Below are 22368 nucleotides of genomic sequence, written 5' to 3' on the forward strand. Positions count from 1 at the left end.
CGTCAGCCGTCTTTCAGCTGAGGGGCGGCCGCGGCCCGCACACGCATCACCGTTTGACGCGACGTGCCGAACCGCCGCGCGACTTCGCTGACGGACAGGCCCTTGCCGAGGAAGCGGACGATCCGCTCCTGATCGATACGCGACAGCGAAGCCGGCCGGCCCGTCGGACGTCCGCTTTCGCGCGCCGATTTCAGGCTGTTCGTGCTGCGCTCGCTGCGCGCCGACGTCTCCATCCGGATGATCGCCCTGAGCGTCTTCACCGCCTGCGGCTCGGGACGCCGCGTGAGTTCGGCGCCGCCCAGCTCGACGCAGCGCACCGCAATCTTTGCCTTCCGGCACTGCATCAATGTCGACAGCACGTCGCGCGCATTGCAGCCGAGCGACGCGAGTTCCAGCACGACCAGCGCATCGTCGGGGGCGATGCGGCGCAGCAGCGTGCTCAGTTCTATGCGCTCGGCCGCCGGCACGAAAGGCGGCACGTGGTCGACGGCGACGCGGTTGAGCACCACCGTGTAACCGGCGCGATCGAGGTCGATCAGTTCCTGCTCGGGGAACTGGCGAGCGTGCGGGTTGTTGATATAGAAGTAGGTCTTTTGTGCAGGAGCGTCCGGCTGCAACTGCGGCGCAAGCGCTTTATTCATAGCCATAGCCGAGAATTCCGTGCTGGATGATGGTGTCAATGGACGCGGGTTTCTCCAGCACCGCGTCGAAGCCCTCCCAGTCATGGCCAAGCAGCGAGGGCGGGACCATCGCGATCATGCGGGTGAACGGGTAGGCCTTGAGCCGTTTGATGGCCTGCGCTTCGGCCGGAGCCGGCTTTCGCTCGAAGTCGGCGACGACGGCGGAAGCGGGCTCGGCCGCCCGCTCTTCGTCCGACGGATAGCGCGACATGACCGTCGCCTTGAAACCCCGCAGCCGCAACAGAAGCGCGATCGATTCCGCAACGTGCGCGTTGCCCTCCAGCACCACCACCAGCCTGTTCGTGTACGGGTGGCAGCTGTCGGCGATGGCCGCGCTGCGCAACGCGGCTTCGCTGCTCAACCAGAGCAGACGGGCATCGTTGTAGGCAGTGCGTGCCGAGCGCAGCGCTTGTTCGTCTGTGTTCGATCTGGCGGCCAGCGCCTGCAGACGCATCTGGGCTGCTTCGAGCCGCGTGAACGCTACGTCGAATTGCGCCTTCGCGTATCCGACAGGATCGTTACCGATATCGTTCGCCACCTCTGCCTCCTTGAGTCCCGTTCGCGGCCGCCCGCGCGGAACAGCACGGGCGGCCGGATGCGTCGATGATCGAAGAGCACACGACCGTCGCGGCGATATCGTTCGCGCGACCCTAGGTGCGCAGACGCGAGAACACGTGCAGCAGCTCCTCGAGCATGACGGGTTTTTTCAGGTGCGCGTCGAAGCCCGCGTTCTCCGCCATCTTCACATCGGCTTCCTGGCCGAAGCCGCTGAGCGCGATGCAGATCACGGATTTCATCCCCGGCTCCTGGCGCAGCTTGCCGACGAACTCAAACCCGTCCATGCCGTGCATGCCGATATCGGACAGCACGACATCGGGGACGTTTCCATTGAGCATCGCGAGCGCTTCTTCGCCGCTCGTCGCGGTCTGGACGATGGCGCCTTCGCCTTCGAGCAGCAGCCTGAAGGTTTCGACGGTTGCCGCGTCGTCGTCGACCATCAGCACGCGCACGCCTTGCAGCGAATCCGTCGCGTGGCCGTCGGCTGCCCTCGCATAGTGGAGCGTGCGATGCGTCGGCAGCGTGACCGTGAACGTCGCGCCGCGGCCCACGCCTTCCGATTCGGCACGCACGGCGCCGCCATGCAGATTGACGAGATCCCGGACCAGCGCGAGGCCGATGCCGAGGCCCGCGCGGCGCGCCATCGGATCGCGGCTTTGCTGGAACATGTCGAAGATATGCGGCAGCAGCAGAGGTTCGATGCCCGTACCCGTGTCCGTCACGCGCAGCACGGCTTCGGCGTGCTCGTTCGTCTGCAGCGAGACGACCACCGAACCGCGCGTCGTGAACTTCAGCGCGTTGCTGATCAGGTTCCAGACGATCTGCTCGACCCGCGTGAGATCGGCATAGACGATAACGGGCGACTCCGACATCGTGAGACTGAAGGCGATGCCGCGCTGCCGCGCGTCGTCCTGAACCGCGTTGCAGACGCGTTGCACGATCTCGCGCATATCGACGATGGTGCGCACGATAGACAGCTTGCCCGTGCGCACGCGCGAAATGTCGAGCAGGTCGTCGATGATCTGCGCCTGGCCGATCACCGTGCGGCGGATCGTATCGGCGGCACGCGAGATGTTCAGGCTCTGGCGCGTTTCCGGCGCGCGCGCGATCAGCTCCGCGCTGGCGGAGATGAGGTTGAGCGGATGCTTCAGTTCGTGCGACACGACGGCGAGGAATTCGTCGCGGCGCCGTTGTGCGTCGCGTTCGGTGGCGGCGCGCAGCAGTTCGTTCTGGGTGCCGCGCTCGGCCGTCGCGTGGCTGAATTCGCCGAGATCGCGCGCGATCTTCGCGAAGCCGCTGACGCCCGCTTCGTCCAGACGCGACAGCACGCCGCTCGCGAAGAAGCGCGTGCCGTCCTTGCGCACGTGCCAGCGTTCCTCGTCCGTGCGGCCGTTCAGGCGCGCTTCCGCGAATTCCTGCTGCGCGATGTTGGCGGCGCGGTCTTCCTCGGTCGACAGGATATCGGCGGACTGGCCGATCATTTCCGCCTCGGTATAGCCGAAGATCCGCTCGGCGCCCGCATTCCAGCTGGTCACGAGGCCTTCGTCGTCGAACGTGATGATCGCGTAGTCTTTGGTGCCTTCCGCGACGATGCGCATGCGCCGCTCGCCTTCGCGCAGAAGGTCTTCCGCCTGGCGGCGGCCCGTGATGTCGATGAACGAGAGCACCGCGCCGTCGATGCGGTCTTCCGTCGTACGGTACGGCACGAAGCGCGCGAGATACCAGCGGCCGTCGTTGCTCTTCAGTTCTCGCTCGATCAGGCGCAAGGAATCGAACGCTTCCGCTGCGTCGTCGGCGAGCTTGTCGTATTCAAGCCGGTGCGTGATGTCGAGCAGCGAGCGGCCGATGTCCGACGGAATGATGCTGAAGACGTCCGTTGCGCGCGGCGTGTAGCGCTTGATGCAGATATTGCGGTCGACGAAGATCGTGCCGATGTCGTTGGCGGCGATCAGGTTCTGCAGGTCGTCGTTGATCTTGCCCGTTTCCTCGACCTTCGACTTGAGTTCCGCGTTGACGGTGGTGAGTTCTTCGTTGATCGACTGAAGTTCTTCCTTGCTGGTTTCGAGTTCTTCCGTCGCCGAACGCAGTTCTTCGTTGATGGCCTGCAGTTCTTCGTTGGAGGCCTTCAGCTCTTCCGTCGAGGTTTCCGATTGCTCGATGGTCGACTGCAACTGTTCCTTCGTGCGTTGCAGTTCGCGTTCGAGCTGGCTGATGATCGGGTCTTTCTGCGCGTCGGCCGACGAGGTTTCCGAGCCGCCCATGCTGTCTTCGACTTCGTCGAACAGCACCAGCACGAAATCCGCGTTCGCTTCGGGATCGTGCACGGGGCGCGCCGTCATGTTGACGAAATACGAGCGGCCTTCGCGCACGATCCTCACGCGCCGCGCCTCGACGCTGCGGTTCGTGTGCAGTGCCTGATAGATCGCCGTGCGCAGTTCGAGCCGCAGTTCGGCGCGCACGACGGCCACGATGTTGTGCGACGGCTCGCCGCCCGAATACTGCAGGAAGCGGCCCGCGCGGTCGGACAGATGGACGATTTCGGAGTCGCGGCTCACGAGCACGCTGGGCGGCGCGTATTGCTCGACGAGACGCTGATGCAGGTCGCCGAACGAGAAGCGGCGGCGTCCCGGCGGCTGCACCGTCGCCACGATGGGCCGCGTGCTCGCCATGCCGGACATGGCGACGGGCACGGGCGTATCGCCGCGCACGGCCATGTTCGCGCGATAGATGCGGTTGCGCTTGTCGATGACGCTGAACATCGAGCTGACGCTGTCGGCCGATTCCGAACTGCCGAGGAACAGCACGCCGCCTGGCCGCAGCGCGAAATGGAACATCTTGAGAATCTCGATCTGCGCTTCCCTGTCGAGATAGATCAGCAGGTTGCGGCAACAGATCAGATCGAGCCGCGAGAACGGCGGATCGCTGAGTACGTTGTGATGCGCGAACAGCATGTGCTCGCGCAGTTCCTTCTTCACGCGGTAATGCGCGGCGTCTTTCGAGAAGAACTGGCGCACGCGCGACGTGGTGACGTCGGCGAGAATCGAGTCGGGGTAGAGGCCCGTGCGGGCGAATGAAATGGCGCGCTCGTCGATGTCGGTCGCAAACACCTGGAACGAAATGCCTTCCGCCGATTTGAGCGAGCGCTCCTGCAGCAGCATGGCGAGCGAATAGGCTTCTTCGCCCGTCGCGCAGCCGACCGACCACGCGCGGATCCGGTCCTGCTCGCCGCGCCCTTCGAACAGCTGCGGCAGCACTTCGCGTTCGAGCACGTCGAAGGCTTCCTTGTCGCGGAAGAAGTTGGTCACGCTGATCAGCATGTCCTGCAGCAGCGCCTGGGTTTCGTCCGGATGCAGATGCAGGTGGTCGCGATAGGCCTGCAGGTCGGTGATGCCGTTGACCTGCAGACGCCGCTCGATACGGCGCAGGACGGTGGCCCGCTTGTAATGGCGGAAGTCGTGGCCGGTGCGCGTGCGCAGAATCACCATGATTTCGCGCAACGCGCGCTCGGCGGATTCGTTGGAAATGTTTTCATCGCGCTCGTCGCCTTCGACGATGGGCAGATGAATTTCCTTCGCGGTCATCCACAGATCCAGCAGCCGCTGGGGCATTTCGGCCGCCGTCAGCACGAAGTCGACCATGCCCGTCGCGATCGCGCTGCGCGGCATGCTGTCGTATTCGGCTTCAGTGGGATCCTGCGCGAACGTGATGCCGCCCATCTCCTTCACGCGCGACAGCCCGACCGAGCCGTCCGAACCCGCGCCCGACAGCACGATGCCGATCGCGCGTTCGCGATGCACTTCGGCGAGCGTGCGGAAGAACAGGTCGATCGCCGCGCGGCGGCCGTCTTCCGCCTGTTTAGGCGCGACGCGCAGATAGTCGTCGACCATCGTCAGTTCGAGTGAAGGCGCGATCAGGTAGACGTGGTCGGGCTCGATGGGGGTGGGGCTCGTGACTTCGAGCACGGGCATGTCGGTGGCCTTCTGGAGCAGCGAGGCCAGATTGCTTGCGTGATCGGGCGCCAGATGGACGATCACCACGAAGGCCATCGACGTGTGGGCGGGCAACGCTTCGAAGAACTCCCGGAGTGCGCTCAGTCCACCCGCAGAAGCACCAATACCGACGATCGGAAAATTGGCCTGGCTGGGCAGTGTCTGTGCACGTTTTTTCGGCATGGCCGCAAGTCCATTGGAGAATAGGGATCGCCGCCGGTGGCTTTCCGCGTGGACTTTCCGCGTGGGCTTTCCGCACTACCGGCGTAGACCGCTATTATCGCTCTCGCAGAAGTGACTGCAAGAGTCCTGCCGCTTCGTTCGCACGGCGGGCAATGTCCTCTTCATAGGTCTGTGCGGCCTTGTCCCCCTGTCTGCCGAAATGCTCGCCCATCGCGCGGCTTGCCATCTCGCGCTCACGCAGCGCGCGCACGGCGTCCAGAAGCGAGCGTTCGACGTCGTCGCGGCGGCCGGCACCCAGCGATGCCGCAGAGAACGCGTGTCCTGTGTGACAGCGATAGCGCAGGAGGCGCGAATCCTTCACCTGCCAGAGCGAGCCGTGGCAGTCCGGACAGGTGAACATCGAGGGCAACGCAATTTCGCGCAATGACTCGGGCGGCGAAGGGTCCCCCACCCATGCGCGCTGCTCGGTCGTAACCCGTTGACGGGCGGCTGTGTGCCGCCCGTCAGGCTCTTTTCCCCGTGACTGGGGGACGCCGCCCGCCAGCTGGACGAGCCGCGCCGCGAGCCCGGCGAGAGGCAGGATGTAGTCGGCAAAGGGGGCGGCGTTGAGCGGCATGTCCTGCGCGAACGCGTCGGCGGGATCCTGCACCAGCGTCGCGCCGCCGCACGCCTGGATGGCTTCGAGGCCCGCCGCGCCGTCGTCGAGCAGACCCGTCAGCACGACGCCGATGGCGCGCGAGCCCATTTCGGAGGCGGCGCTGCGAAAGAGCGGATCGATGGCGGGGCGCGCGAAGTTTTCCTTTGCGCCCTGCACGAGACGAAAACAGGTCCCATCGACAATCAGATGCCGGTCCGGCGGCGCGACGTAAATCTTGCCACGCTTGTAGACCTGGCCATCCTCGGCGTGGCTGGCTTCGAGCGGGCCGGAACCGTTGAGAAGGGAGGGCAGCAGGCTCTCGTGCGAACCCACGTGCAGCACGATGGCCACGGTCGCGGGGAGGTCGGGCGGGAGCTGGGACGCGAGATCGCGCAGCGCGTCGACACCGCCCGCCGACGCACCTACTGCGATGAAGTCTCGGTGGGTCAAGGTGCCTCCGCGTGGCCTGAACTCCTTTAAGTAGCAATCCGCATGCCGCGGTTTTTTCTTTGCTCGAAGGTGAACGAAGACACAGGCTCGCCCACCAGCAGCGACTGGCCGCGCCGTCGATCCAGACGGGCGTCCCCGTCATGTGGCGGGCGCGATCCGAGACGAGGAACGCGACCATTTCCGCGATGTCGAAGCCCGTGCCTGCCGCGCCTTTGATCGCCATCTTGCCGATCGCCGTCCCGTCTCTCGTCACAAGCGCTACCTGTCTTGCAGGTCCATTCGTGTCTCCATGCGCCTTGCCTGTTCGTTAGCTTGTTCGTTAGCTTGTCCGTCACCCGCCGCCGATGCCTTGCAGCACCTTGCCCGTCCCGTTGCACACGCTGCAGCGCTGTCCTTCGACCGTGCCTGTGCCATGGCATGCGCCGCATACGTCTTCGCCGACACCCGGAGCGTCGGGCGGCCCTTCGTCGCGGGGACTGAGGGGCGGTTCGTCTGGTTGCATGTTGGCCTCCATTGGGTATTAAGTTCGGATCGATTTGCCTGATCGGTTGCCTGATCGGTTGCCTGGGGCTTGCAAGGGTGGCAAGCGCCGCGCACGTCACATCGCAGCGTCGCCGCCCAGCGATGGCGAAATCGTGCTGTCGCGATTGGGGTCGTCGGCGCGTTCGTCGGGACGCGCGGGTCTCATCGACACAGGCGGGTGATCGCGATAACAGCTTTCTACGCTGCCATTGACGAGACATCGCTGGAAGGCGTCGGCATCTTCCTTCCTTGCAAACGTGCAGGCGGTCTGCTCGACCAGGAGTTCGGTATCCGATGTGCGAATCGTAGTGATGCTCATGATTTTCTCGCTGGCTGGGTTGCGTCCGCGACGCTGCTTGTCCGTATTGACGTGTATCGAGCGGCAAGCTGCGTTCCCGCTCCGGAAGCCGTTTCGGGCCGCAGTCCGAAACGACGGATGTACGATAACCAGCATTTACGGACACATTGCAGCGCTTAACAAGCATCCAGGCAAACGCTAGTCTTTTCACTGGTGTGAGCAGAACTGTTCCGGATAACGGGCGGTAGCTGCTCATGGAAAAGGCGATCGCTCGACGCCTTCATCGAGGTACCGTTCCGGACGATCAAACATGACGCGCAATCGACAGATGACTGGGCGTGTGGGCGGTATCACGGTTCAGGCGGCGTGCGGCGACCTGCATGTCATCGCGCTCTGGCGTTTGCTCACGGATGCGGGCGCGTGCATGCGGGGGACGTCGACGACCTGCGTGAGGCGCGAAGAGTTCGAGCGCATCACGATCAGTTTCGAACCGTTGGGCAGAGCGCAGGCCGACCGGATCCTGTCCAGCCTCAGGGAGCAGACGTGGATCACGCACGCGTTGCTCCACGTTCTCGCACCCGAACCCGAACCGGCGCCAAGCCGCGAAGCGTAATGGCGGCGACGCGTTGAACCGCGTTGCCGCCCATCATTCCGTTGCTGCGGGCAACGGATAGCCGGAGGGCCATCTCTGGCGCCCGTGCGGCCGGCATCGTTCCCTGTGCCGGTCGCTTTTTTTCGTTCGCCTTGCGATCTTCGCGTAACCAGTCGAAATCGCGCGCTTTCAGACGCGCGGCGCATTGACTACATGCAGTGTGGCCGGATGCGGTGCCCGGCAGCGATGCCGCCGCCGGGATGCCGTAGGGAGAGGTGAAGGGCGCTCAATGCCGATGGTGCATCAGGTCGACGTAATGGGTATCGAGCCAGCGGGCGACTCGCCTCGGGCTGCCATGTCTGTCATGGTGGGCCGCCATCCATAGCAGCACCGCGACCACGACCATCACGGCCGGCCCCAGCAGATAGGCGATCAGGGTTTCATTCACGGCATCCTCCGTTATGACGTGGCCGCTTTCATTCTAGGCGACCGCTCGCGCGATGCCCACCATGGAAGCCGTACATTGCCAGCAGGTGTCGAGTACTCATATATCCGCAATACATGCGATTCGATACCTGCATGCCGCACACCGCTTTGAACCTTCAGATTTGCCAGACAAGCGCCGACAGCCAGTTAAGCAATGGCAGAACGCGTCATCTGCGGTCGAGCTTTGTGCTGCTGGCGTCTGACAAAGCGATTCATCGTCAGCCATCTTGCATTCCCGTTTCCCCTGCCAGCAAGGGGTCACGTCACTCTGACGGCAGCCGCCCGGAGCGACCCAAGGTCGCGGCGAGGCGGTTTGCGGGGCGCTTGCATGACGACATACCCTGACTTCGGGAGCCGCCATGCAGACGTGTGTGAAGAAATCGTGAAGCCGGCGACCGCGCTGCTTTTATTGCGCCCGGCTGCCTGTCGTGAAGAACCCGAGCGGATGGCGGACCTCGACCTGTCCGCGCTATTTTCCGAACGGGATGCACGTGCGTAGTGCACATCGTGCATCCGTGCAGAAACGCGCTCACTCCGCGAACAGATCCGGGCCGAACACCTCGTAGTGGATATGCGATTCATGGATATCCATGCTCTTGAGCTTGTCGTGCTGAATGCGCATGAACGGGATCGGCCCGCAGATGTAATAGTCGGCTTCGGGCAGCAGCACTTCGCGTGAAATCCGATCGAGATCGACGAAGCCCGGATAGTCGTAGTCCTGTCCTTGCGTATCGGCGGGCAAGGGCGAATCGTAAAAGATGATCGCGCGGAAATTCGCATGCGTCGCGGCCGTCTGTTTCAGGCGGTCGCGCATTGCATGAACGGCGCTGTTGCGCGCGCCGTGCACGAACACGACCTGCCGCACGGGGTCCTGGATCGCGCGCCTCAGCATGCTGATCATCGGCGTGAGGCCGACGCCGCCGCTGATCAGCACGATGGGCGTCTTCGCGTCGACGTCGATGTGAAAACTGCCGTACGGCGCGGCGAGCTGCACTTCGCTGCCTACTTCAACCTCGTCGTGCAGCAAGGACGACACATAGCCGGCCGGCTTCTGCCCTTCTCCCGCCTCGCGTTTGACAGTGATGCGATAGGTGTTGCCATTGGGCATGTCCGACAGGCTGTACTGGCGGATCTGCTGCAGGCCGAGCGAAGGCACGCGCACGGCGACGCTGATGTACTGGCCGGGTTCGAAATTGACGACGGGCTTGCCGTCGGCGGGGGCGAGCACGAAGGAGGTAATGACGCTGCTTTCCGGCTTCTTTTCCTTCACGACGAAGGTACGCCAGCCGTTCCAGCCGCCCAGTTGCGCCGCCCGCTGCTCGCGCAGGCCGCTTTCCATGCCCATCAGTACATCGGCGAGATTGCCGTATGCCTGCGCCCATGCGGACAGGATCTCGTCCGTGGCGGCATCGCCGAGCACGTCCTTGATCGCGCCCAGCAGATGCTCGCCGACGATCGGGTACTGTTCCGGACGCACATCGAGACTCGCGTGCTTGTTTGCGATGTTCTGCAGGACGGCGGAGAGACTGCCGGGATCGTCGATGTTTTCGGCGTAGGCGTACACCGCGCGCGCCAGCGCCTGCTGCTGCTGGCCTTGCTCCTGATGCGCCATGTTGAAGGTGTTTTTCAGTTCAGGGTGTGCTTCGAACAATCGCGTGTAGAACCGCTGGATGATGGGGTATCCGTGTTCGGCGAGGATGGGAGCCGTTGCCTTGACGATATCCTTCGTACGCTGGGTGAGCATGTGGGCCTCCAATGTGGGTGGCGTGTGAGGAGCGCTGTGAGTCGCATGCGGCGTGCATGCCGCGCATCAACGGGCGGCGCTGGCCGCCACGTTGCACGACATGCGAGGATGCGCGCGCGGCTGCGCTTCCGTTCGAGATGACCATCGTGCGATTGTCGCGCGACAGCGCAAGGCGCGCTCGCCAGGGGACTCCCACCACCGCCGTAACCGCCTTAACTACAGGCATGTGACGGCGATGCCCGACGTTCCCGCACGCCGAACGTACGAAACGGATGGCTTTCGTACGCACTTGCACGTCGCTCCAGAAGTTACGATGAAGCATTGTCTCCATCGTCGCGAAAACGCATGCAGTCCACGAATTTCGTCAGTCTGAAGCTGCGTCCGTGCGAGCCCGGCGATGCGCCGATCCTGCTGAGGATATTGAAGCAGTCGACGGCCTTGCAGGCGCAAGGCTACGAGCTGCCTGGCGACGTCATGCAGTTCGGTCAACGGGACACGCAACTGGCCAAAGCCATGCTCGCGTGTGCCGACGACGTGCCCATCGGCGTTCTGGACATCGATCGGCGCCCCAGGGAATGGCGGCTCAGAGCGCTACATATCGATCTCGATCATCGGGGCAAAGGCTTCGGCAGTCTGCTGCTGACCGCCGTGCAGGACGAAGCGCAACTGGCGAGAGTCAACGTCTCGGCGATACTCGAAAGGGCAAATCCCGCCGTGCGTTTGTTCATCAAGCACGGGTTCGTCGTCGCGATGGAAACGGACACCGAGGTTCTGCTGAAGTGGCGCGTGCCGCTGCCCTGAGCCCGTAGCCTTCATTTGCGCGCAACGCGTTTTTTGCGCTCGCGCGTGTCGATGGCCGTATCGACGGGTGTGAAGGGCGCCTGGAAACGATCGACCAGGAAATCGATAAAAGCCCGCGCGCGAGCCGTCTGATTGCGCTGCCGCGAGTAATAGACGAACAGGTCGGCTGACGGCAGCACGGTATTGGGCAGCACCAGCTTGAGGCGTCCGCTCTGCACGTACTTCGCGAGATCCCATTCGGAACGGATCAGGATGCCGTGACCGTCGAGCGCCCAGCGAAGCACGATGTCGCCGTCGTTGCTGGACAGTGCGCCCTTGACCTTGATCGCCTCGATGTGATCGTTGACGATGTAGCGCCACACGCCATACGCGTCGTCGTTCTGCCGATGAATGATGCAGCGGTGCTGCTGCAAATCCTCCACGCGCTCAGGCGTTCCGAAGCGTTCCAGATACTTCGGCGATGCGCACAGAAAGCGGCGATTGCTCATGATGCGCCGTGCGCTCAGACGGCTGCCGGGTAGTTCGCCGAAGCGGATCGCCATGTCGAACGCGCCTTCTATCAGATCGACGGGCCGGTCCGTCACTTCGAACTGAACCTCGACATTCGGAAAGCGTCTCGCGAAGTCCGACACGAGCGGCGCGATCGTGGTTCTGCCAAAACCGAGCGTCGCGTTGATGCGCAGCAAGCCCTGCGGGTCGCGCTTCGCTCCCGAGATCGCCTCTTCCATTTCACGAACCTGTCCGACTATCTGGCTCGCGTAGCGCAGATACGTTTCTCCCTCCGGCGTGAGACTGACGCTTCGCGTCGTCCGGTTGACGAGGCGCGCGCCGAGCCGTTTCTCGATGATGCCGAGCCGTTTGGTCGCGGCAGGCGGCGTGAGGTCGAGCGCGCGGGCCGCGCCCGACATGCTCTTGAGCTTCGCAAGCAGAATGAAAAACTCGAAGTCGGAGGCGGTATCGGTATTCATGAATCGGTATTCACTTTTAGTGAAAGATGAAATGAATCCTGGTGAAGTGTAGCAGGCTCTTTCGCGGCTAAGCTACGTCCAGAATTGCAGCCGGCGTGGCGCAATAACTGTTCAAAAGTCAGGAGACAGTGCCGTGAGAATCGTTGAAATCCGCGAAAAGACCGTTCCCATCAGTTCCCCGATCCGCAACGCGTACATCGACTTCAGCAAGATGACGCTGAGTCTGGTGGCCGTGATGACGGACGTCATTCGCGACGGCAAGCCGGTGGTCGGATACGGCTTCAATTCGAATGGCCGCTATGGCCAGGGCAAGCTGATGCGTGAGCGCTTCATTCCCCGGCTGCTCGAAGCTGACCCTGCCTCGCTCGTCAACGATGCCGGCGACAATCTCGATCCCCACAAGATCTGGGCGACCATGTTCACGAACGAGAAGCCAGGCGGTCACGGCGAGCGTTCCGTCGCGATCGGCACGATCGACATGGCCATATGGGACGCCGTGGCGAAGATCGAAGGCAAGCCGCTGTTTCAGCTGCTGGCGGACCGTTACGGTAACGGCCAGCCGGACCGCAAGATCTTCGTCTACGCAGCGGGCGGTTACTACTACCCGGGCCAGGATCACGGCAAGCTGAAGGACGAGATGCGTAGCTATATCGACCGGGGTTATACGGTCGTGAAGAAAAAGATTGGCGGCGCGTCGCTCGATGAAGACCTGCGTCGCATCGACTCGATTCTGAGCGTGCTGCAGGACGGTCAGAAGCTCGCCGTCGACGCCAACGGCCGTTTCGATCTCGACACCGCGATCCAGTACGCGAAGGCGCTCTCGCAATACGACCTGTTCTGGTACGAAGAGCCGGGCGATCCGCTCGACTTCGAATTGCAGGCGGCACTGCGCAACTACTATGAGAAGCCGATGGCCACGGGCGAAGATCTTTTCTCGATGCAGGACGCCCGTAACCTGATCCGCTACGGCGGCATGCGTCCCGACCGCGACTGGCTGCAGTTCGATTGCGCGCTGAGCTATGGCCTCGTCGAGTATCTGCGCACGCTCGACATGCTGCATCAGCACGGCTGGTCAGCAAGCCGCTGCATTCCGCACGGCGGGCATCAGATGTCGCTGAACATCGCGGCGGGTCTGGGCCTTGGCGGCAACGAATCGTATCCGGATCTGTTCCAGCCGTACGGCGGTTTTCCCGACGGCGTACGCGTCGAGAACGGCTACATCACCATGCCGGATCTGCCCGGTATCGGCTTCGAGGGCAAGTCCGACCTCATCGTCGAAATGCAGAAGCTGTCGGCATAACGCCGCTCGCAGCAGGGCGCCGGCAGGGATAGCCGGCGCCGGCCTTCATAACAAAACCAGGCAACGCAGGCGAAAGCCGGCCTGTATCCGCCGCCTCGGCATGTCGGGCGGCGGACGCTCGCACTGTTTCGTCAGTAGAGACCATGCAGGAGACAGACATGCTGGTATCAAAGATCAGGAAAGCCGTTTCGAAGCTTTACGTGCAGGTGCTCATCGGGATCGTGGCGGGCATTCTGGTTGGGCACTTCTATCCGGACGTCGGCTCGCAGATGAAGCCGCTCGGCGATCTGTTCATCAAGCTGATCCGGATGCTGCTGGCGCCGATCATCTTCGCGTCGGTAGTCGTCGGCATTGCGCGGATGAACGATCTCCACGAAGCAGGGCGGGTCGGCGTCAAGGCGGTGCTCTACTTCGAAGTCGCATCGACGATCGCGCTCGTGGCGGGCATGGTCGTCGTGAATGTGATCAAGCCTGGCAGCGGGATGAACATCGACCCTGCGCACATCGACAGTGCAGCCATCACGACCTACACGCACGCGGCGAAGCAGCATGGCATGCTCGACTTCTTCATGAGCATCGTGCCGAATAGCATCGTCGGCGCATTCGCGAACGGCGACATGCTGCCCATCATTTTCTTCTCGGTGCTGCTCGCCATTTCTCTCGCCAGACTGGGGCCGCGCACCGCGCCGTTCGTCGACATGCTCGACATGTTCCTGCAAGGCATGTTCGGCGTGGTGCGGATCGTCATGTATGTCGCGCCCATCGGTGCGTTCGGCGGCATGGCGTTCACGATCGGCAAATACGGCATAGGCACGCTGGCGTCGTTCGGCGAGCTGATGGTGTGCCTGTATCTCACGTCGATCTTCTTCGTGGTGATCGTGCTCGGTCTCGTCATGAAGATGTGCGGGCTGTCGCTGTGGAAATATCTCCGCTATATCCGCGACGAAATTCTGATTACGCTCGGCACGGCGTCGACGGAAGCGGTGTTGCCGCAGATGCTGATCAAGATGGAGAAGCTGGGCTGCTCGCGTCCCGTGGTCGGCATGGTGCTGCCGACGGGCTACACGTTCAATGCCGACGGCACGGCGATCTATCTGACGATGGCAGCCCTCTTCATCGCACAGGCGATGAACGTGCATCTCTCGATCTGGGACCAGCTGCTCGTGCTCGGCGTGCTGCTGCTGACGTCCAAGGGCTCGGCGGGCGTGGCGGGCGCGGGCTTCGTCGCATTGGCCGCGACGCTCGCGTCGATGCACAAGATTCCCGTCGAAGGTCTCGTGCTGCTGCTGGGCGTCGACCGTTTTCTCAACGAGGCGCGGGCCGTCACGAACCTGATCGGCAATGGCGTCGCGACCGTGGTCGTCGCGCGGTGGGAAGGCCAGCTCGATATGCAGCGGGCGCGTGCCGTGTTGAATCGCGAAAGCACGGCGGAGTATGAGGTGCGCGAGCCCCACACGCAGCCGTCGATCGAACCGGCTGTGGGTTCGAACGCGCATTGAGGCCAGTCAAAAAACAGGGCCGGGTAGATCGAAGGAAAAGTGAAGTTCCTGCAGATCGGTGCCGATAACAGGGATTGGTCCTTTTGTATCAATGAAACCAGCATGAAACTCACGATCAAGTTCCGTCTCCTTGCCACCTTGACGCTGCTCGGCCTGCTTCTGATGGTCAGCGGCGTGCTGGGCATCACGGGCATGCGGGGGGCGAATAGTGCGGTTGCGCAGGCCTATACGAGCGATGTGGCGGCGGCGACCTCGCTGGGCAAGTCGAACCTCAACCTGACGGTCGTGCGCACCACGCTCGACCGCGTGCTGCTGCATCCCGAAGCACCGGACACGGGTGCGCTGATCGACAAGGCGCTCAACTATCTCGCCGTGTCCGATGCGGCGTGGAAGGAGTACCGCGCACTGCCCGCGTCCGACGCCGAGGCGGCGTTGTCGAAGGCCGTCGCCGACGCGCGCGCAGCGATGCTGCATGGCGCGCTCGAGCCGATGGTGGACGCGATGCGTCACGGCGATCACACGCGTGCCGACCATATCGCGATGGTGGACATGCCGCCGCTCGCAGCGTCGCTGACACAGAAGACGGCGGCGCTCGACAAGTTCCGCACCACGCAGGGCGCCGAGCGCTACCAGGCTGCGCAGGACCGTTACGACACGCTGTTCACGGTGACGGTCATCGCGATCGTGGTCGGTCTGGTGGCCTGCGTTACGTGCGGATTCTCGCTGCTTCGCGCGATCGCGCGTCCGATCGAAATGACCGTGCAGCACGTCGAACGTATCGCACGGGGCGACATGTCGCAGCAATTGCGTTTCGAAACGGACGACGAAATGGGGCGTCTCGTGAAAAGCGTCGGACAGATGCAGGAAGGCGTCGCATCGATGATCGAGCAGATCGCGCGCGGCAGCGATTCGATCGCGGCCGCGACGCAGCAGATTTCGGCCGGCAATGCGGATCTGTCGGCGCGTACGGAGGCGCAGGCGGCGTCCGTCGAGGAAACTGCGGCGAGCATGGAACAACTTACGAGCGCTGTCTCGCAGAATGCCGAGAACGCACGGACCGCGCGCGAGCTTGCCGAAGAGACGAACGCGACAGCGGGCGCGGGCGCCGATGTCGTGAGTCAGGTCATCGTCGCGATGCGGGACATTCATGACGGCGCGAGGCGGATGAACGAGATCATCGCCGTGATCGAGGGCATTGCGTTCCAGACGAACATTCTCGCGCTCAATGCCGCCGTCGAGGCCGCGCGCGCCGGCGAGGAAGGCCGCGGTTTCGCCGTGGTCGCGGGCGAGGTGCGGACGCTTGCGCAGCGCTCGGCGAGCGCGGCAAAAGAAATCAAGGCATTGATCGATGCATCGACGGCACGCGTCGATGATGGCTCGCGGCTCGTCGGACAGGCTGGGCAAACCATCGGCGAAGTGCGCTCGGCCGTGAGCCGCGTGTCGTCGATCATGAACGAGATCGCGACGGCGTCCGCCGAGCAGAGCGACGGCATCGAGGAAGTGAATCGTGCCGTCTCGCAGATGGATGAGATGTCGCAGCAGAATGCCGCGCTCGTCGAAGAGGCGGCGGCAGCGGCTGCCTCGCTGAAGGAACAGACCGACTTGCTGAAGGCGGCGGCGGGCCGCTTCCGGCTGGCGAGCCTTGCCTGATGGATTAGCCGGTCAGTCGTCGAAGTATCCTGCTGCCAGCGCCTCGTCGAAGTCGGTGAGCCACGGAGCGAAATGATCGGTGTCGTAGGTCGCCGCCTTGCCGTTGGAGAGACGGGTGACGGAGATCTGCCGGATCGCTCCGTTTTTTCCGTCCTTCGGCGAATCAGCGGTGTCCGTGATCCTGAACTCGCCCAGCGCGAGTCCACGGCTCGCAAGGACGGCCTTGACGTCTTCCTGTTCGTCCCACGAAAACTCGCTGAAGTCATGGGCTGGCATGTTCGTCTCCTCGGCACGGTGAGCGCAGAACATCGTAGCACGGAGGCGTGACATGCCAGCGCGCAGGGACGCTGAATCGCTTGCGGCCACGGCGGGCAAATCACTGCGCGAGCACGGCTGCCAGCGTGCGGCCCGTCGTCGCAAACGATCCGAGCACCGCGAGTCCCAATACCGACAGCAGCACGCCGAGATGCATCGCGCCCGTCGCGCCCGCATGATCGACGACCACGCCGCCCGCCAGCGACCCCGCCGCGATGGCCATCTGCACGGCGCTGACGAACAATGCCGAAGCCGCTTCGGGACGATCCGGCGAGGTCAGCTGCATCCATACGCTCAGGCACAAGGGAATCGCGCCATAAGCGATGCCCCACGCGAGCACGCCCGCGACGACGGCGCCATGCGTATGCGCGAACATGGGCAGCGCGACCAGCGATGCCATCACGAGCGCCGTCATCACGGACAACGAGAGCCGCGGGTGCGAGGTGACGAACGCCGACGCGACGAAATTGGACATGAACCCGACAACGCCGAAGCCGAGCAGCAGCGCCGTCACCCACGTCGCGCTGAGCACGGCATTGTCTTCGAGAAACGGCGCGATGTATGTATATGCACTGAAGTGAGCGCCGAACAGCAGCGCAACGAGCAGCAGGCTGCGCACGACGGTCCAGCGTGTGAGCATGCGGCTGAAGTCGGCGAGACGCGCGGCGGCGCGCGGCGGCAGATCGGGCAGCAGCGTCGCTTGCAGCAGTAACGCAGCGAGCGCGAGTGCGGACGTGGCGAAGAACGAGACGCGCCACGACGACAGTTCCGCGATGAACGTGCCGAGCGGCACGCCGATCACCGTCGCGAGCGTGATGCCCATGAAGATCGTCGCGCTGGCCTTTGCGCTTTCGTCTTCGGTGACGATCTGTCCGGAGACGTCGAGCGCGACGGTCCAGAATCCGCCGAGGCTGATGCCGAGCAGCGCGCGGCCGATCAGCATCGCCATGAAGCTGGTTGCGAGCGCGGCGACGAGGTTCGAGGCGACCAGCGCGACAGAGAGCAACAGCAGGATCGACCGCCGGTTCAGACGGCCCGCCGCGAGCAGCAGCAACGGTGCGGAGAGCGCCGCGATGAGTCCGGGCGTGGTGGTCATCAGGCCCGCCGTGCCCGGCGTGACACTGAGGTCGGCGGCAATCTTCGGCAGCACGCCGACGGGCAGATATTCCGTCGTCACGAACGCGAACGAGCCGAGCGCGATCGACAGCACGGCGAGCCAGCGCCGTTTGCCGGCGGCGGAAGAAACAGACGTGGGCGCATCGGCAATCGATGCGGGCTGATCGAGGTCCATAGTTGAAAATTCCAGCAGACGCGCAGCCGTCCGCGCGAGCATCGTGCATCGCGCGGACTGGCCGCATTGCGTAAAAGAAGGGTTCGGAGCGTGGCGACTTCGTCGCGCTCAAGCCGTGACGGCATCCTCGTCGTGCGACGGATAGTCGGTATAGCCGATTTCCGTGCCGCCGAAGAAGGTCGCGCGATCGTACTTGTTCAACGGCAGACGATTGCGCAGTCGTTCCGGCAGGTCCGGGTTCGCGATGAAATGCCGTCCGAAGGCGACGAGATCGGCGTCGCCGCTTTGCAGGATCGCCTCGGCGCTGTCGCCGTCGAAGCCGCCCGCCGCGATGATCGGACCATGAAAATGCGCGCGCAGCGATTTCGCGGCGACAGGGGTCTGGTCGCGCGCGTCATCTTCGACGTTGCCCGCGATGCGCGGCTCGATCAGATGCAGATACGCGATGCCGAGCGTGTCCAGTTCCGCGGCCACGTACGTGAACAGTGCTTCAGGATTGCTGTCGGACATGTCGCCCCAGGAGCCGCTCGGTCCGAGTCGGACGGCAACCTTGTCGGCGCCCCAGACGGAGATCACGGCGCGCGTGGTGTCGAGCAGCAGGCGCGCGCGGTTGGCGATCGAACCGCCGTATTCGTCCGTGCGCCGGTTGCTGCTGTCCTGAAGGAACTGGTCGAACAGATAGCCGTTGGCGGCATGCAGTTCGACGCCGTCAAAACCCGCCTTCACGCCGCGCCCGGCGGCCGTGCGGAAGCTCTCGACGATGCGCGCGATTTCCGCTGTTTCGAGCGCGCGGTTCGGCGTGTTGGGCACCCAGCCCGCTTCTGTGTATGCAACGCCGCCGTGCGGGATTTCCGACGGTCCGACAGGGCGGCCGCCATCCGGCTGCAACTGTGCGTTCGACTGCCGGCCTGCGTGATACAGCTGAAGGAAGATCTTGCCGCCTTTCGCGTGCACCGCATCCGTCACGGCTTTCCAGCCGGCGATCTGGCTGTCGTCGTACAGACCGGGCGCGCCGAGATAACCGTTGCCGTCCGGTGCGGCAATGGTGGCTTCGCCGATCAGCAGCGCGCCCGCCGACGTGCGCTGCGCATAGTAGTCGGCCATCAGCGCGCCGGGGCGTGCGCCGCTCTCTGCACGCATGCGGGTGAGCGGGGCAAGGACCACGCGATGAGCAATTTCGTACGGGCCGACTGCGACCTTCGAGAACAGTTTGGACATGTCTATCTCCACAATTCAGTGATTCGGGAAGCTGCTGCGTATTGCCCGCTGTCGGGCGACGCTTGACGCAAATGTAGACGCGGCGCCGCGCCGGAAAAACCGCCCGCGGGTTCGGTCACTGCGGACGTGCGCGTCCGCAATCGCGTGAAGCCCGCTGCACGCGGCGTTCGGCGATTGTTTGTGTTGGCGGAACACTGATGTCTTTTGAGCCGTGTTTATCCGCCGTGAAGGCATTTCCATAATCCGGGCCACCTCAACGCGCATCGCAGCAGGCAATGCGCGTCCGATAGATACGACCAAAGGAATGCATCATGGCGAAAGTGATTACGTTTGCGCGGCACGGCGGACCCGAAGTCTTCGAGTACATCGAAGCGGGCTCACCCGAACCTGCCGCCAGTGAAGTGCGCATCCGCGTGAAGGCGATTGGACTGAATCGCGCGGAATCGATGTGGCGGCGCGGCGAGTATGTCGAGCCCGCTAAGTTGCCGGCGCGCATAGGTTATGAAGCGTCCGGTGTGGTCGAGGCCGTTGGCGCGAACGTGACGCATGTGGCCGTCGGCGATGCCGTCAGCACGGTGCCGTCGTTTTCGATGAACGACTACGGCGTGTACGGCGAGCTCGTGCTGGCGCCTGCGCATGCCGTCGTGAAGAGCCCTGCGTGGCTGTCGCACGAAGATGCGGTGGCGATCTGGAATGTGTTCGTGACGCCCTATGCGGCATTCGCGGAAAACGAGCGCCTCAAACCGGGCGATGTCGTGCTGATTCCTGCGGCATCGAGCGGCGTGGGCATCGGCGCGATTCAGGTCGCGAAGCGTCTCGGCGCGACTGCTGTGGCGCTTACGCGAACACGCGAGAAGCGCGATGCGCTCGTCGCGCTCGGCGCCGATCACGTGATCGTCACCGGCGAAGAAGACCTCGTCGAAGCGGTGCAGTGCATCACGGACGGACGTGGTGCGGACCTCGCGTTCGATCCTGTCGGCGGCAAGGATTTCGCGCGTCTGATCGATGCGTTGCGGCCGGGCGGCACGATCCTGCTATACGGCGCATTGAGTCCCGACGACACCGTGTTGCCGGTGCTGCCGCTGCTCGCGAAACGCATCACCGTGCACGGCTACAACCTCTTCGCGACCACCACCGACGCGCAACGCCAGGCAGCTGCCGCAGCGTTCGTGTTCGACGGCTTGCAGTCCGGCGCGCTCAAGACCGTGATCGCGCATCGCTTCGAATTCGGGCAAATGGCGCAGGCGCATGCGCTACTCGAACGCAACGAGCATTCTGGCCGTATCGTGGTGTCGGTGTGATGCTCGCGCCCCTGGTTGATGAAGAGGGAAAGGTGGAATTCGACTTCGAAGCAATCGACGCGAAGCAACGCTACAAGCTGCTCGGCGCCGCTATCACGCCGCGCCCGATCGCGTGGGTGTCGACGCTGGGCGAGCACGGCGAGCTGAACGCCGCGCCGTTCTCGTTCTTCAATGCGTTCGGCGAAGATCCGCCCGTGCTGGGCTTCAGCATCCTGCATCGCTCGGCTACGGATCGCAAGGATACGGGCGAGAACGTGAGGCGGGAGCGGGAGTTCGTCGTGAATCTCGTCGGCGAGTCGAATCTCGACGACATGAACGTCACCGCAATCGACTTCCCGCCGGATCGCAGCGAATTCATCGAAGCAGGTCTGGTGGCCGCGCCGTCGACGCGGATCCGTACGCCGCGCATTGCGCATAGTCCTGTTTCGTTCGAATGCAGGCTGTTCGACATCGTTGAGCTTGGCCCGTCGCGCTCGCTCGTACTGGGCGAAGTGCTGACGATGCATATCGTCGATGCCGCCGTCATCGATGCGCAGAAGGCTTATATCGACGCCCGCAAGCTGCGCCTGATCGGGCGCGGCGAACCCAACACCTATGTGCGGACGAACGACACCATCCGCCTGCCGGCGATTGCACTGCAAAGCTGGACGGGGCGGCCGGTTTGATACCTACGTCTGTCATTCACTGGAGAATCGAACATCATGGAAGCATCACAAGGTTCGCCGTTGCGCGTGGGCGTGATCGGCGTGGGCAACTGGGCAAAGCATGGTCATCTGCGCGTGCTCGATCTGTTGCCGCAATACACGTTGCAGGCTGTCTATAGCCGTCGCCGTGAAGCCGCCGAAGCAGCCGCGCGCGAATACCGCATTGGACGCGTGGCGGCGTCGATGGATGAACTCATCGAAAGCCACGATATCGATCTCGTGCTCGTGCTGAACACGGCGCCTCAACATGCGCAAACGGTGAAGCGCGTGATCGCGGCGGGCAAGCACGTGTACTGCGAGTGGCCGTTGACGACGACGCTCGCCGGATCGGAAGAACTGTTGCGGCTTGCCGAAACGCACGGCGTGCGTCACGTGGTCGGTTTGCAGCGCCGCCACGCGCCGCACAACCGTTACGTGCGCGATCTGATCGCGCAGGGCTACGTCGGCGAACTGCGTTCCGTGCGCATGCATGTGAGCATGAATTACTTTCAGGCGACGCGCACGCGTGCGCTCGAATGGACCGTGCCGCCGGAGAATTTTTCGTCGGTGGTATCGATCTACGGCGGCCACTTTCTCGACATGCTGTTTTCGGGCACCGGCTGGCCCGTATCGATCGCCGCGCTCACGCCGAACCAGTTCCCATCCGTGACGATCAGGGAAACGGGCGTCTCGATGCCGACCTCGACGCCCGATCAACTGGTGCTCGCAGGGATGCTGGACGGCAGTGCGGTCGTGTCGGTGCATATCGAAGGCGGCAAGCGCAACGGCTCGGGTGTGCAGATCGATATCACGGGGACGGAGGGCGACTTGCGCATCACGAACGCGTCGGCATTCGGCGACGTGGGCGACGATTATGAAATCTTCGGCGCGCATGGCGACAAGCTGGCGCTCGAACGGCTCGATGTTCCTGACCCGTATCGGCGGCTGCCGGATTCGCCGCTGCCTTCGGCGGTGATGGAACTTGCCGAGTTGTATTGGGCCTATGCGCACGACGTGGCGAACGGCACGCACACGGCGCCCACATTCGCCGATGCAGTGCGGATGCATCGGCTGCTCGACAGCGCGCAAACGTCGTACCGTGCGCGCGAATTCGCGAGGCTGGACGCGGCAGAGTGATTACATGCGATGTAATTGGCGCGTCTCCTGGGCGCGCTTACTCTCTGGCTGTCGCGCTACCAGTCC

20 protein-coding genes are annotated in these 22368 nt (G+C 63.7%); 8 read left to right on the plus strand and 12 right to left on the minus strand.

Features of this window, described 5'->3' with window-relative positions:
- Positions 1-2: 2 nt before the first annotated feature.
- From FRZ40_RS34225 to FRZ40_RS34250, 6 genes are all read right to left on the minus strand, one after another.
- On the minus strand, positions 3-647 hold the full coding sequence (locus tag FRZ40_RS34225; protein WP_147237149.1) for a helix-turn-helix domain-containing protein: 645 nt from the start codon (positions 645-647) through the stop codon (positions 3-5).
- Positions 634-1218: a hypothetical protein gene (locus tag FRZ40_RS34230; RefSeq protein ID WP_147237150.1), complete on the minus strand. Its 585-nt coding sequence runs from the start codon at positions 1216-1218 to the stop codon at positions 634-636. Before FRZ40_RS34230 ends, FRZ40_RS34225 begins: the two co-directional genes overlap by 14 nt.
- Before the next feature lie 112 nt (positions 1219-1330).
- Complete coding sequence (locus tag FRZ40_RS34235; protein ID WP_147237151.1) at positions 1331-5410, minus strand: CheR family methyltransferase; 4080 nt, start codon at positions 5408-5410, stop codon at positions 1331-1333.
- Positions 5411-5504: 94 nt separating this feature from the next.
- Positions 5505-6497: a chemotaxis protein CheB gene (locus tag FRZ40_RS34240; protein WP_028364433.1), complete on the minus strand. Its 993-nt coding sequence runs from the start codon at positions 6495-6497 to the stop codon at positions 5505-5507.
- A gap of 331 nt (positions 6498-6828) precedes the next feature.
- Positions 6829-6999: a hypothetical protein gene (locus FRZ40_RS44570; RefSeq protein WP_167528737.1), complete on the minus strand. Its 171-nt coding sequence runs from the start codon at positions 6997-6999 to the stop codon at positions 6829-6831.
- 96 nt (positions 7000-7095) lie between these two features.
- A complete protein-coding gene (locus FRZ40_RS34250; RefSeq protein ID WP_147237152.1) occupies positions 7096-7338 on the minus strand; it encodes a hypothetical protein in 243 nt (80 codons plus the stop codon).
- Positions 7339-7627: 289 nt separating this feature from the next.
- Here FRZ40_RS34250 and FRZ40_RS34255 point away from each other — a divergent pair, with 289 nt between their 5' ends.
- Positions 7628-7930, plus strand: a complete 303-nt coding sequence (locus FRZ40_RS34255) for a hypothetical protein (protein ID WP_147237153.1) — start codon at positions 7628-7630, stop codon at positions 7928-7930.
- 265 nt (positions 7931-8195) lie between these two features.
- Here FRZ40_RS34255 and FRZ40_RS44575 read toward each other — a convergent pair whose 3' ends face one another.
- Positions 8196-8357, minus strand: a complete 162-nt coding sequence (locus FRZ40_RS44575; protein ID WP_167528738.1) for a hypothetical protein — start codon at positions 8355-8357, stop codon at positions 8196-8198.
- Between the two features lie 567 nt (positions 8358-8924).
- The gene (hmpA, locus tag FRZ40_RS34260; RefSeq protein WP_147237154.1) at positions 8925-10139 is read right to left on the minus strand and encodes an NO-inducible flavohemoprotein; all 1215 of its coding nucleotides are present in this window, start codon (positions 10137-10139) and stop codon (positions 8925-8927) included.
- Between the two features lie 345 nt (positions 10140-10484).
- Between hmpA and FRZ40_RS34265 the strand changes: the two genes are divergently transcribed.
- Positions 10485-10940 carry a GNAT family N-acetyltransferase gene (locus FRZ40_RS34265; protein WP_147237155.1) on the plus strand — a complete coding sequence of 152 codons (456 nt, stop codon included), beginning with the start codon at positions 10485-10487 and terminating at the stop codon, positions 10938-10940.
- An 11-nt stretch (positions 10941-10951) separates the two neighbouring features.
- Here the strand turns inward: FRZ40_RS34265 and FRZ40_RS34270 are convergent, their stop codons facing one another.
- Positions 10952-11908, minus strand: coding sequence for a LysR substrate-binding domain-containing protein (locus FRZ40_RS34270; protein WP_147237156.1), 957 nt, complete (start codon positions 11906-11908; stop codon positions 10952-10954).
- Between the two features lie 133 nt (positions 11909-12041).
- Between FRZ40_RS34270 and FRZ40_RS34275 the strand changes: the two genes are divergently transcribed.
- The 3 genes from FRZ40_RS34275 (at position 12042) to FRZ40_RS34285 (ending at position 16357) form a co-directional block, all read left to right on the plus strand.
- A complete protein-coding gene (locus FRZ40_RS34275; RefSeq protein WP_147237157.1) occupies positions 12042-13208 on the plus strand; it encodes a mandelate racemase/muconate lactonizing enzyme family protein in 1167 nt (388 codons plus the stop codon).
- Between the two features lie 158 nt (positions 13209-13366).
- A complete protein-coding gene (gene dctA, locus FRZ40_RS34280) occupies positions 13367-14707 on the plus strand; it encodes a C4-dicarboxylate transporter DctA (protein WP_028364440.1) in 1341 nt (446 codons plus the stop codon).
- Positions 14708-14809: 102 nt separating this feature from the next.
- Positions 14810-16357, plus strand: coding sequence for a methyl-accepting chemotaxis protein (locus FRZ40_RS34285; RefSeq protein ID WP_147237158.1), 1548 nt, complete (start codon positions 14810-14812; stop codon positions 16355-16357).
- Positions 16358-16369: 12 nt separating this feature from the next.
- On the opposite strand, the gene FRZ40_RS34290 is transcribed toward FRZ40_RS34285, so the two are convergent.
- The 3 genes from FRZ40_RS34290 to FRZ40_RS34300 all read right to left on the minus strand — a co-directional run bounded on the left by FRZ40_RS34290 (position 16370) and on the right by FRZ40_RS34300 (position 19181).
- Positions 16370-16633 (minus strand): hypothetical protein, encoded by a 264-nt coding sequence (locus FRZ40_RS34290; protein WP_028364442.1) that lies wholly within the window; start codon positions 16631-16633, stop codon positions 16370-16372.
- Positions 16634-16733: 100 nt separating this feature from the next.
- Positions 16734-17963 (minus strand): MFS transporter, encoded by a 1230-nt coding sequence (locus tag FRZ40_RS34295; RefSeq protein WP_147237159.1) that lies wholly within the window; start codon positions 17961-17963, stop codon positions 16734-16736.
- A 108-nt stretch (positions 17964-18071) separates the two neighbouring features.
- Complete coding sequence (locus tag FRZ40_RS34300) at positions 18072-19181, minus strand: alkene reductase (RefSeq protein ID WP_147237160.1); 1110 nt, start codon at positions 19179-19181, stop codon at positions 18072-18074.
- A gap of 311 nt (positions 19182-19492) precedes the next feature.
- Between FRZ40_RS34300 and FRZ40_RS34305 the strand changes: the two genes are divergently transcribed.
- Genes FRZ40_RS34305 through FRZ40_RS34315 form a run of 3 tightly spaced genes read left to right on the plus strand, consistent with a single transcriptional unit; the run spans position 19493 to position 22302 of the window.
- On the plus strand, positions 19493-20482 hold the full coding sequence (locus FRZ40_RS34305; RefSeq protein WP_147237161.1) for a zinc-dependent alcohol dehydrogenase family protein: 990 nt from the start codon (positions 19493-19495) through the stop codon (positions 20480-20482).
- Positions 20482-21147, plus strand: a complete 666-nt coding sequence (locus tag FRZ40_RS34310; protein WP_147237162.1) for a flavin reductase family protein — start codon at positions 20482-20484, stop codon at positions 21145-21147. The genes FRZ40_RS34305 and FRZ40_RS34310 overlap by 1 nt, the downstream gene beginning before the upstream one ends.
- 36 nt (positions 21148-21183) lie before the next feature.
- On the plus strand, positions 21184-22302 hold the full coding sequence (locus FRZ40_RS34315; protein WP_147237163.1) for a Gfo/Idh/MocA family protein: 1119 nt from the start codon (positions 21184-21186) through the stop codon (positions 22300-22302).
- Positions 22303-22368 lie beyond the last annotated feature (66 nt).

This window comes from Paraburkholderia azotifigens (genome assembly GCF_007995085.1).
Lineage (GTDB): Bacteria > Pseudomonadota > Gammaproteobacteria > Burkholderiales > Burkholderiaceae > Paraburkholderia > Paraburkholderia azotifigens.

Bases quoted from the DNA above. Each gene is read 5' to 3' on its own strand.
- FRZ40_RS34225 (WP_147237149.1), bottom strand. From the start codon at position 647: ATGGCTATGAATAAAGCGCTTGCGCCGCAGTTGCAGCCGGACGCTCCT.
- FRZ40_RS34235 (WP_147237151.1), bottom strand. From the start codon at position 5,410: ATGCCGAAAAAACGTGCACAGACACTGCCCAGCCAGGCCAATTTTCCG.
- FRZ40_RS44570 (WP_167528737.1), bottom strand. From the start codon at position 6,999: ATGCAACCAGACGAACCGCCCCTCAGTCCCCGCGACGAAGGGCCGCCC.
- FRZ40_RS34250 (WP_147237152.1), bottom strand. From the start codon at position 7,338: ATGAGCATCACTACGATTCGCACATCGGATACCGAACTCCTGGTCGAG.
- FRZ40_RS34255 (WP_147237153.1), top strand. From the start codon at position 7,628: ATGACGCGCAATCGACAGATGACTGGGCGTGTGGGCGGTATCACGGTT.
- hmpA (WP_147237154.1), bottom strand. From the start codon at position 10,139: ATGCTCACCCAGCGTACGAAGGATATCGTCAAGGCAACGGCTCCCATC.
- FRZ40_RS34265 (WP_147237155.1), top strand. From the start codon at position 10,485: ATGCAGTCCACGAATTTCGTCAGTCTGAAGCTGCGTCCGTGCGAGCCC.
- FRZ40_RS34270 (WP_147237156.1), bottom strand. From the start codon at position 11,908: ATGAATACCGATACCGCCTCCGACTTCGAGTTTTTCATTCTGCTTGCG.
- dctA (WP_028364440.1), top strand. From the start codon at position 13,367: ATGCTGGTATCAAAGATCAGGAAAGCCGTTTCGAAGCTTTACGTGCAG.
- FRZ40_RS34285 (WP_147237158.1), top strand. From the start codon at position 14,810: ATGAAACTCACGATCAAGTTCCGTCTCCTTGCCACCTTGACGCTGCTC.
- FRZ40_RS34290 (WP_028364442.1), bottom strand. From the start codon at position 16,633: ATGCCAGCCCATGACTTCAGCGAGTTTTCGTGGGACGAACAGGAAGAC.
- FRZ40_RS34295 (WP_147237159.1), bottom strand. From the start codon at position 17,963: ATGGACCTCGATCAGCCCGCATCGATTGCCGATGCGCCCACGTCTGTT.
- FRZ40_RS34300 (WP_147237160.1), bottom strand. From the start codon at position 19,181: ATGTCCAAACTGTTCTCGAAGGTCGCAGTCGGCCCGTACGAAATTGCT.
- FRZ40_RS34305 (WP_147237161.1), top strand. From the start codon at position 19,493: ATGGCGAAAGTGATTACGTTTGCGCGGCACGGCGGACCCGAAGTCTTC.
- FRZ40_RS34310 (WP_147237162.1), top strand. From the start codon at position 20,482: ATGCTCGCGCCCCTGGTTGATGAAGAGGGAAAGGTGGAATTCGACTTC.
- FRZ40_RS34315 (WP_147237163.1), top strand. From the start codon at position 21,184: ATGGAAGCATCACAAGGTTCGCCGTTGCGCGTGGGCGTGATCGGCGTG.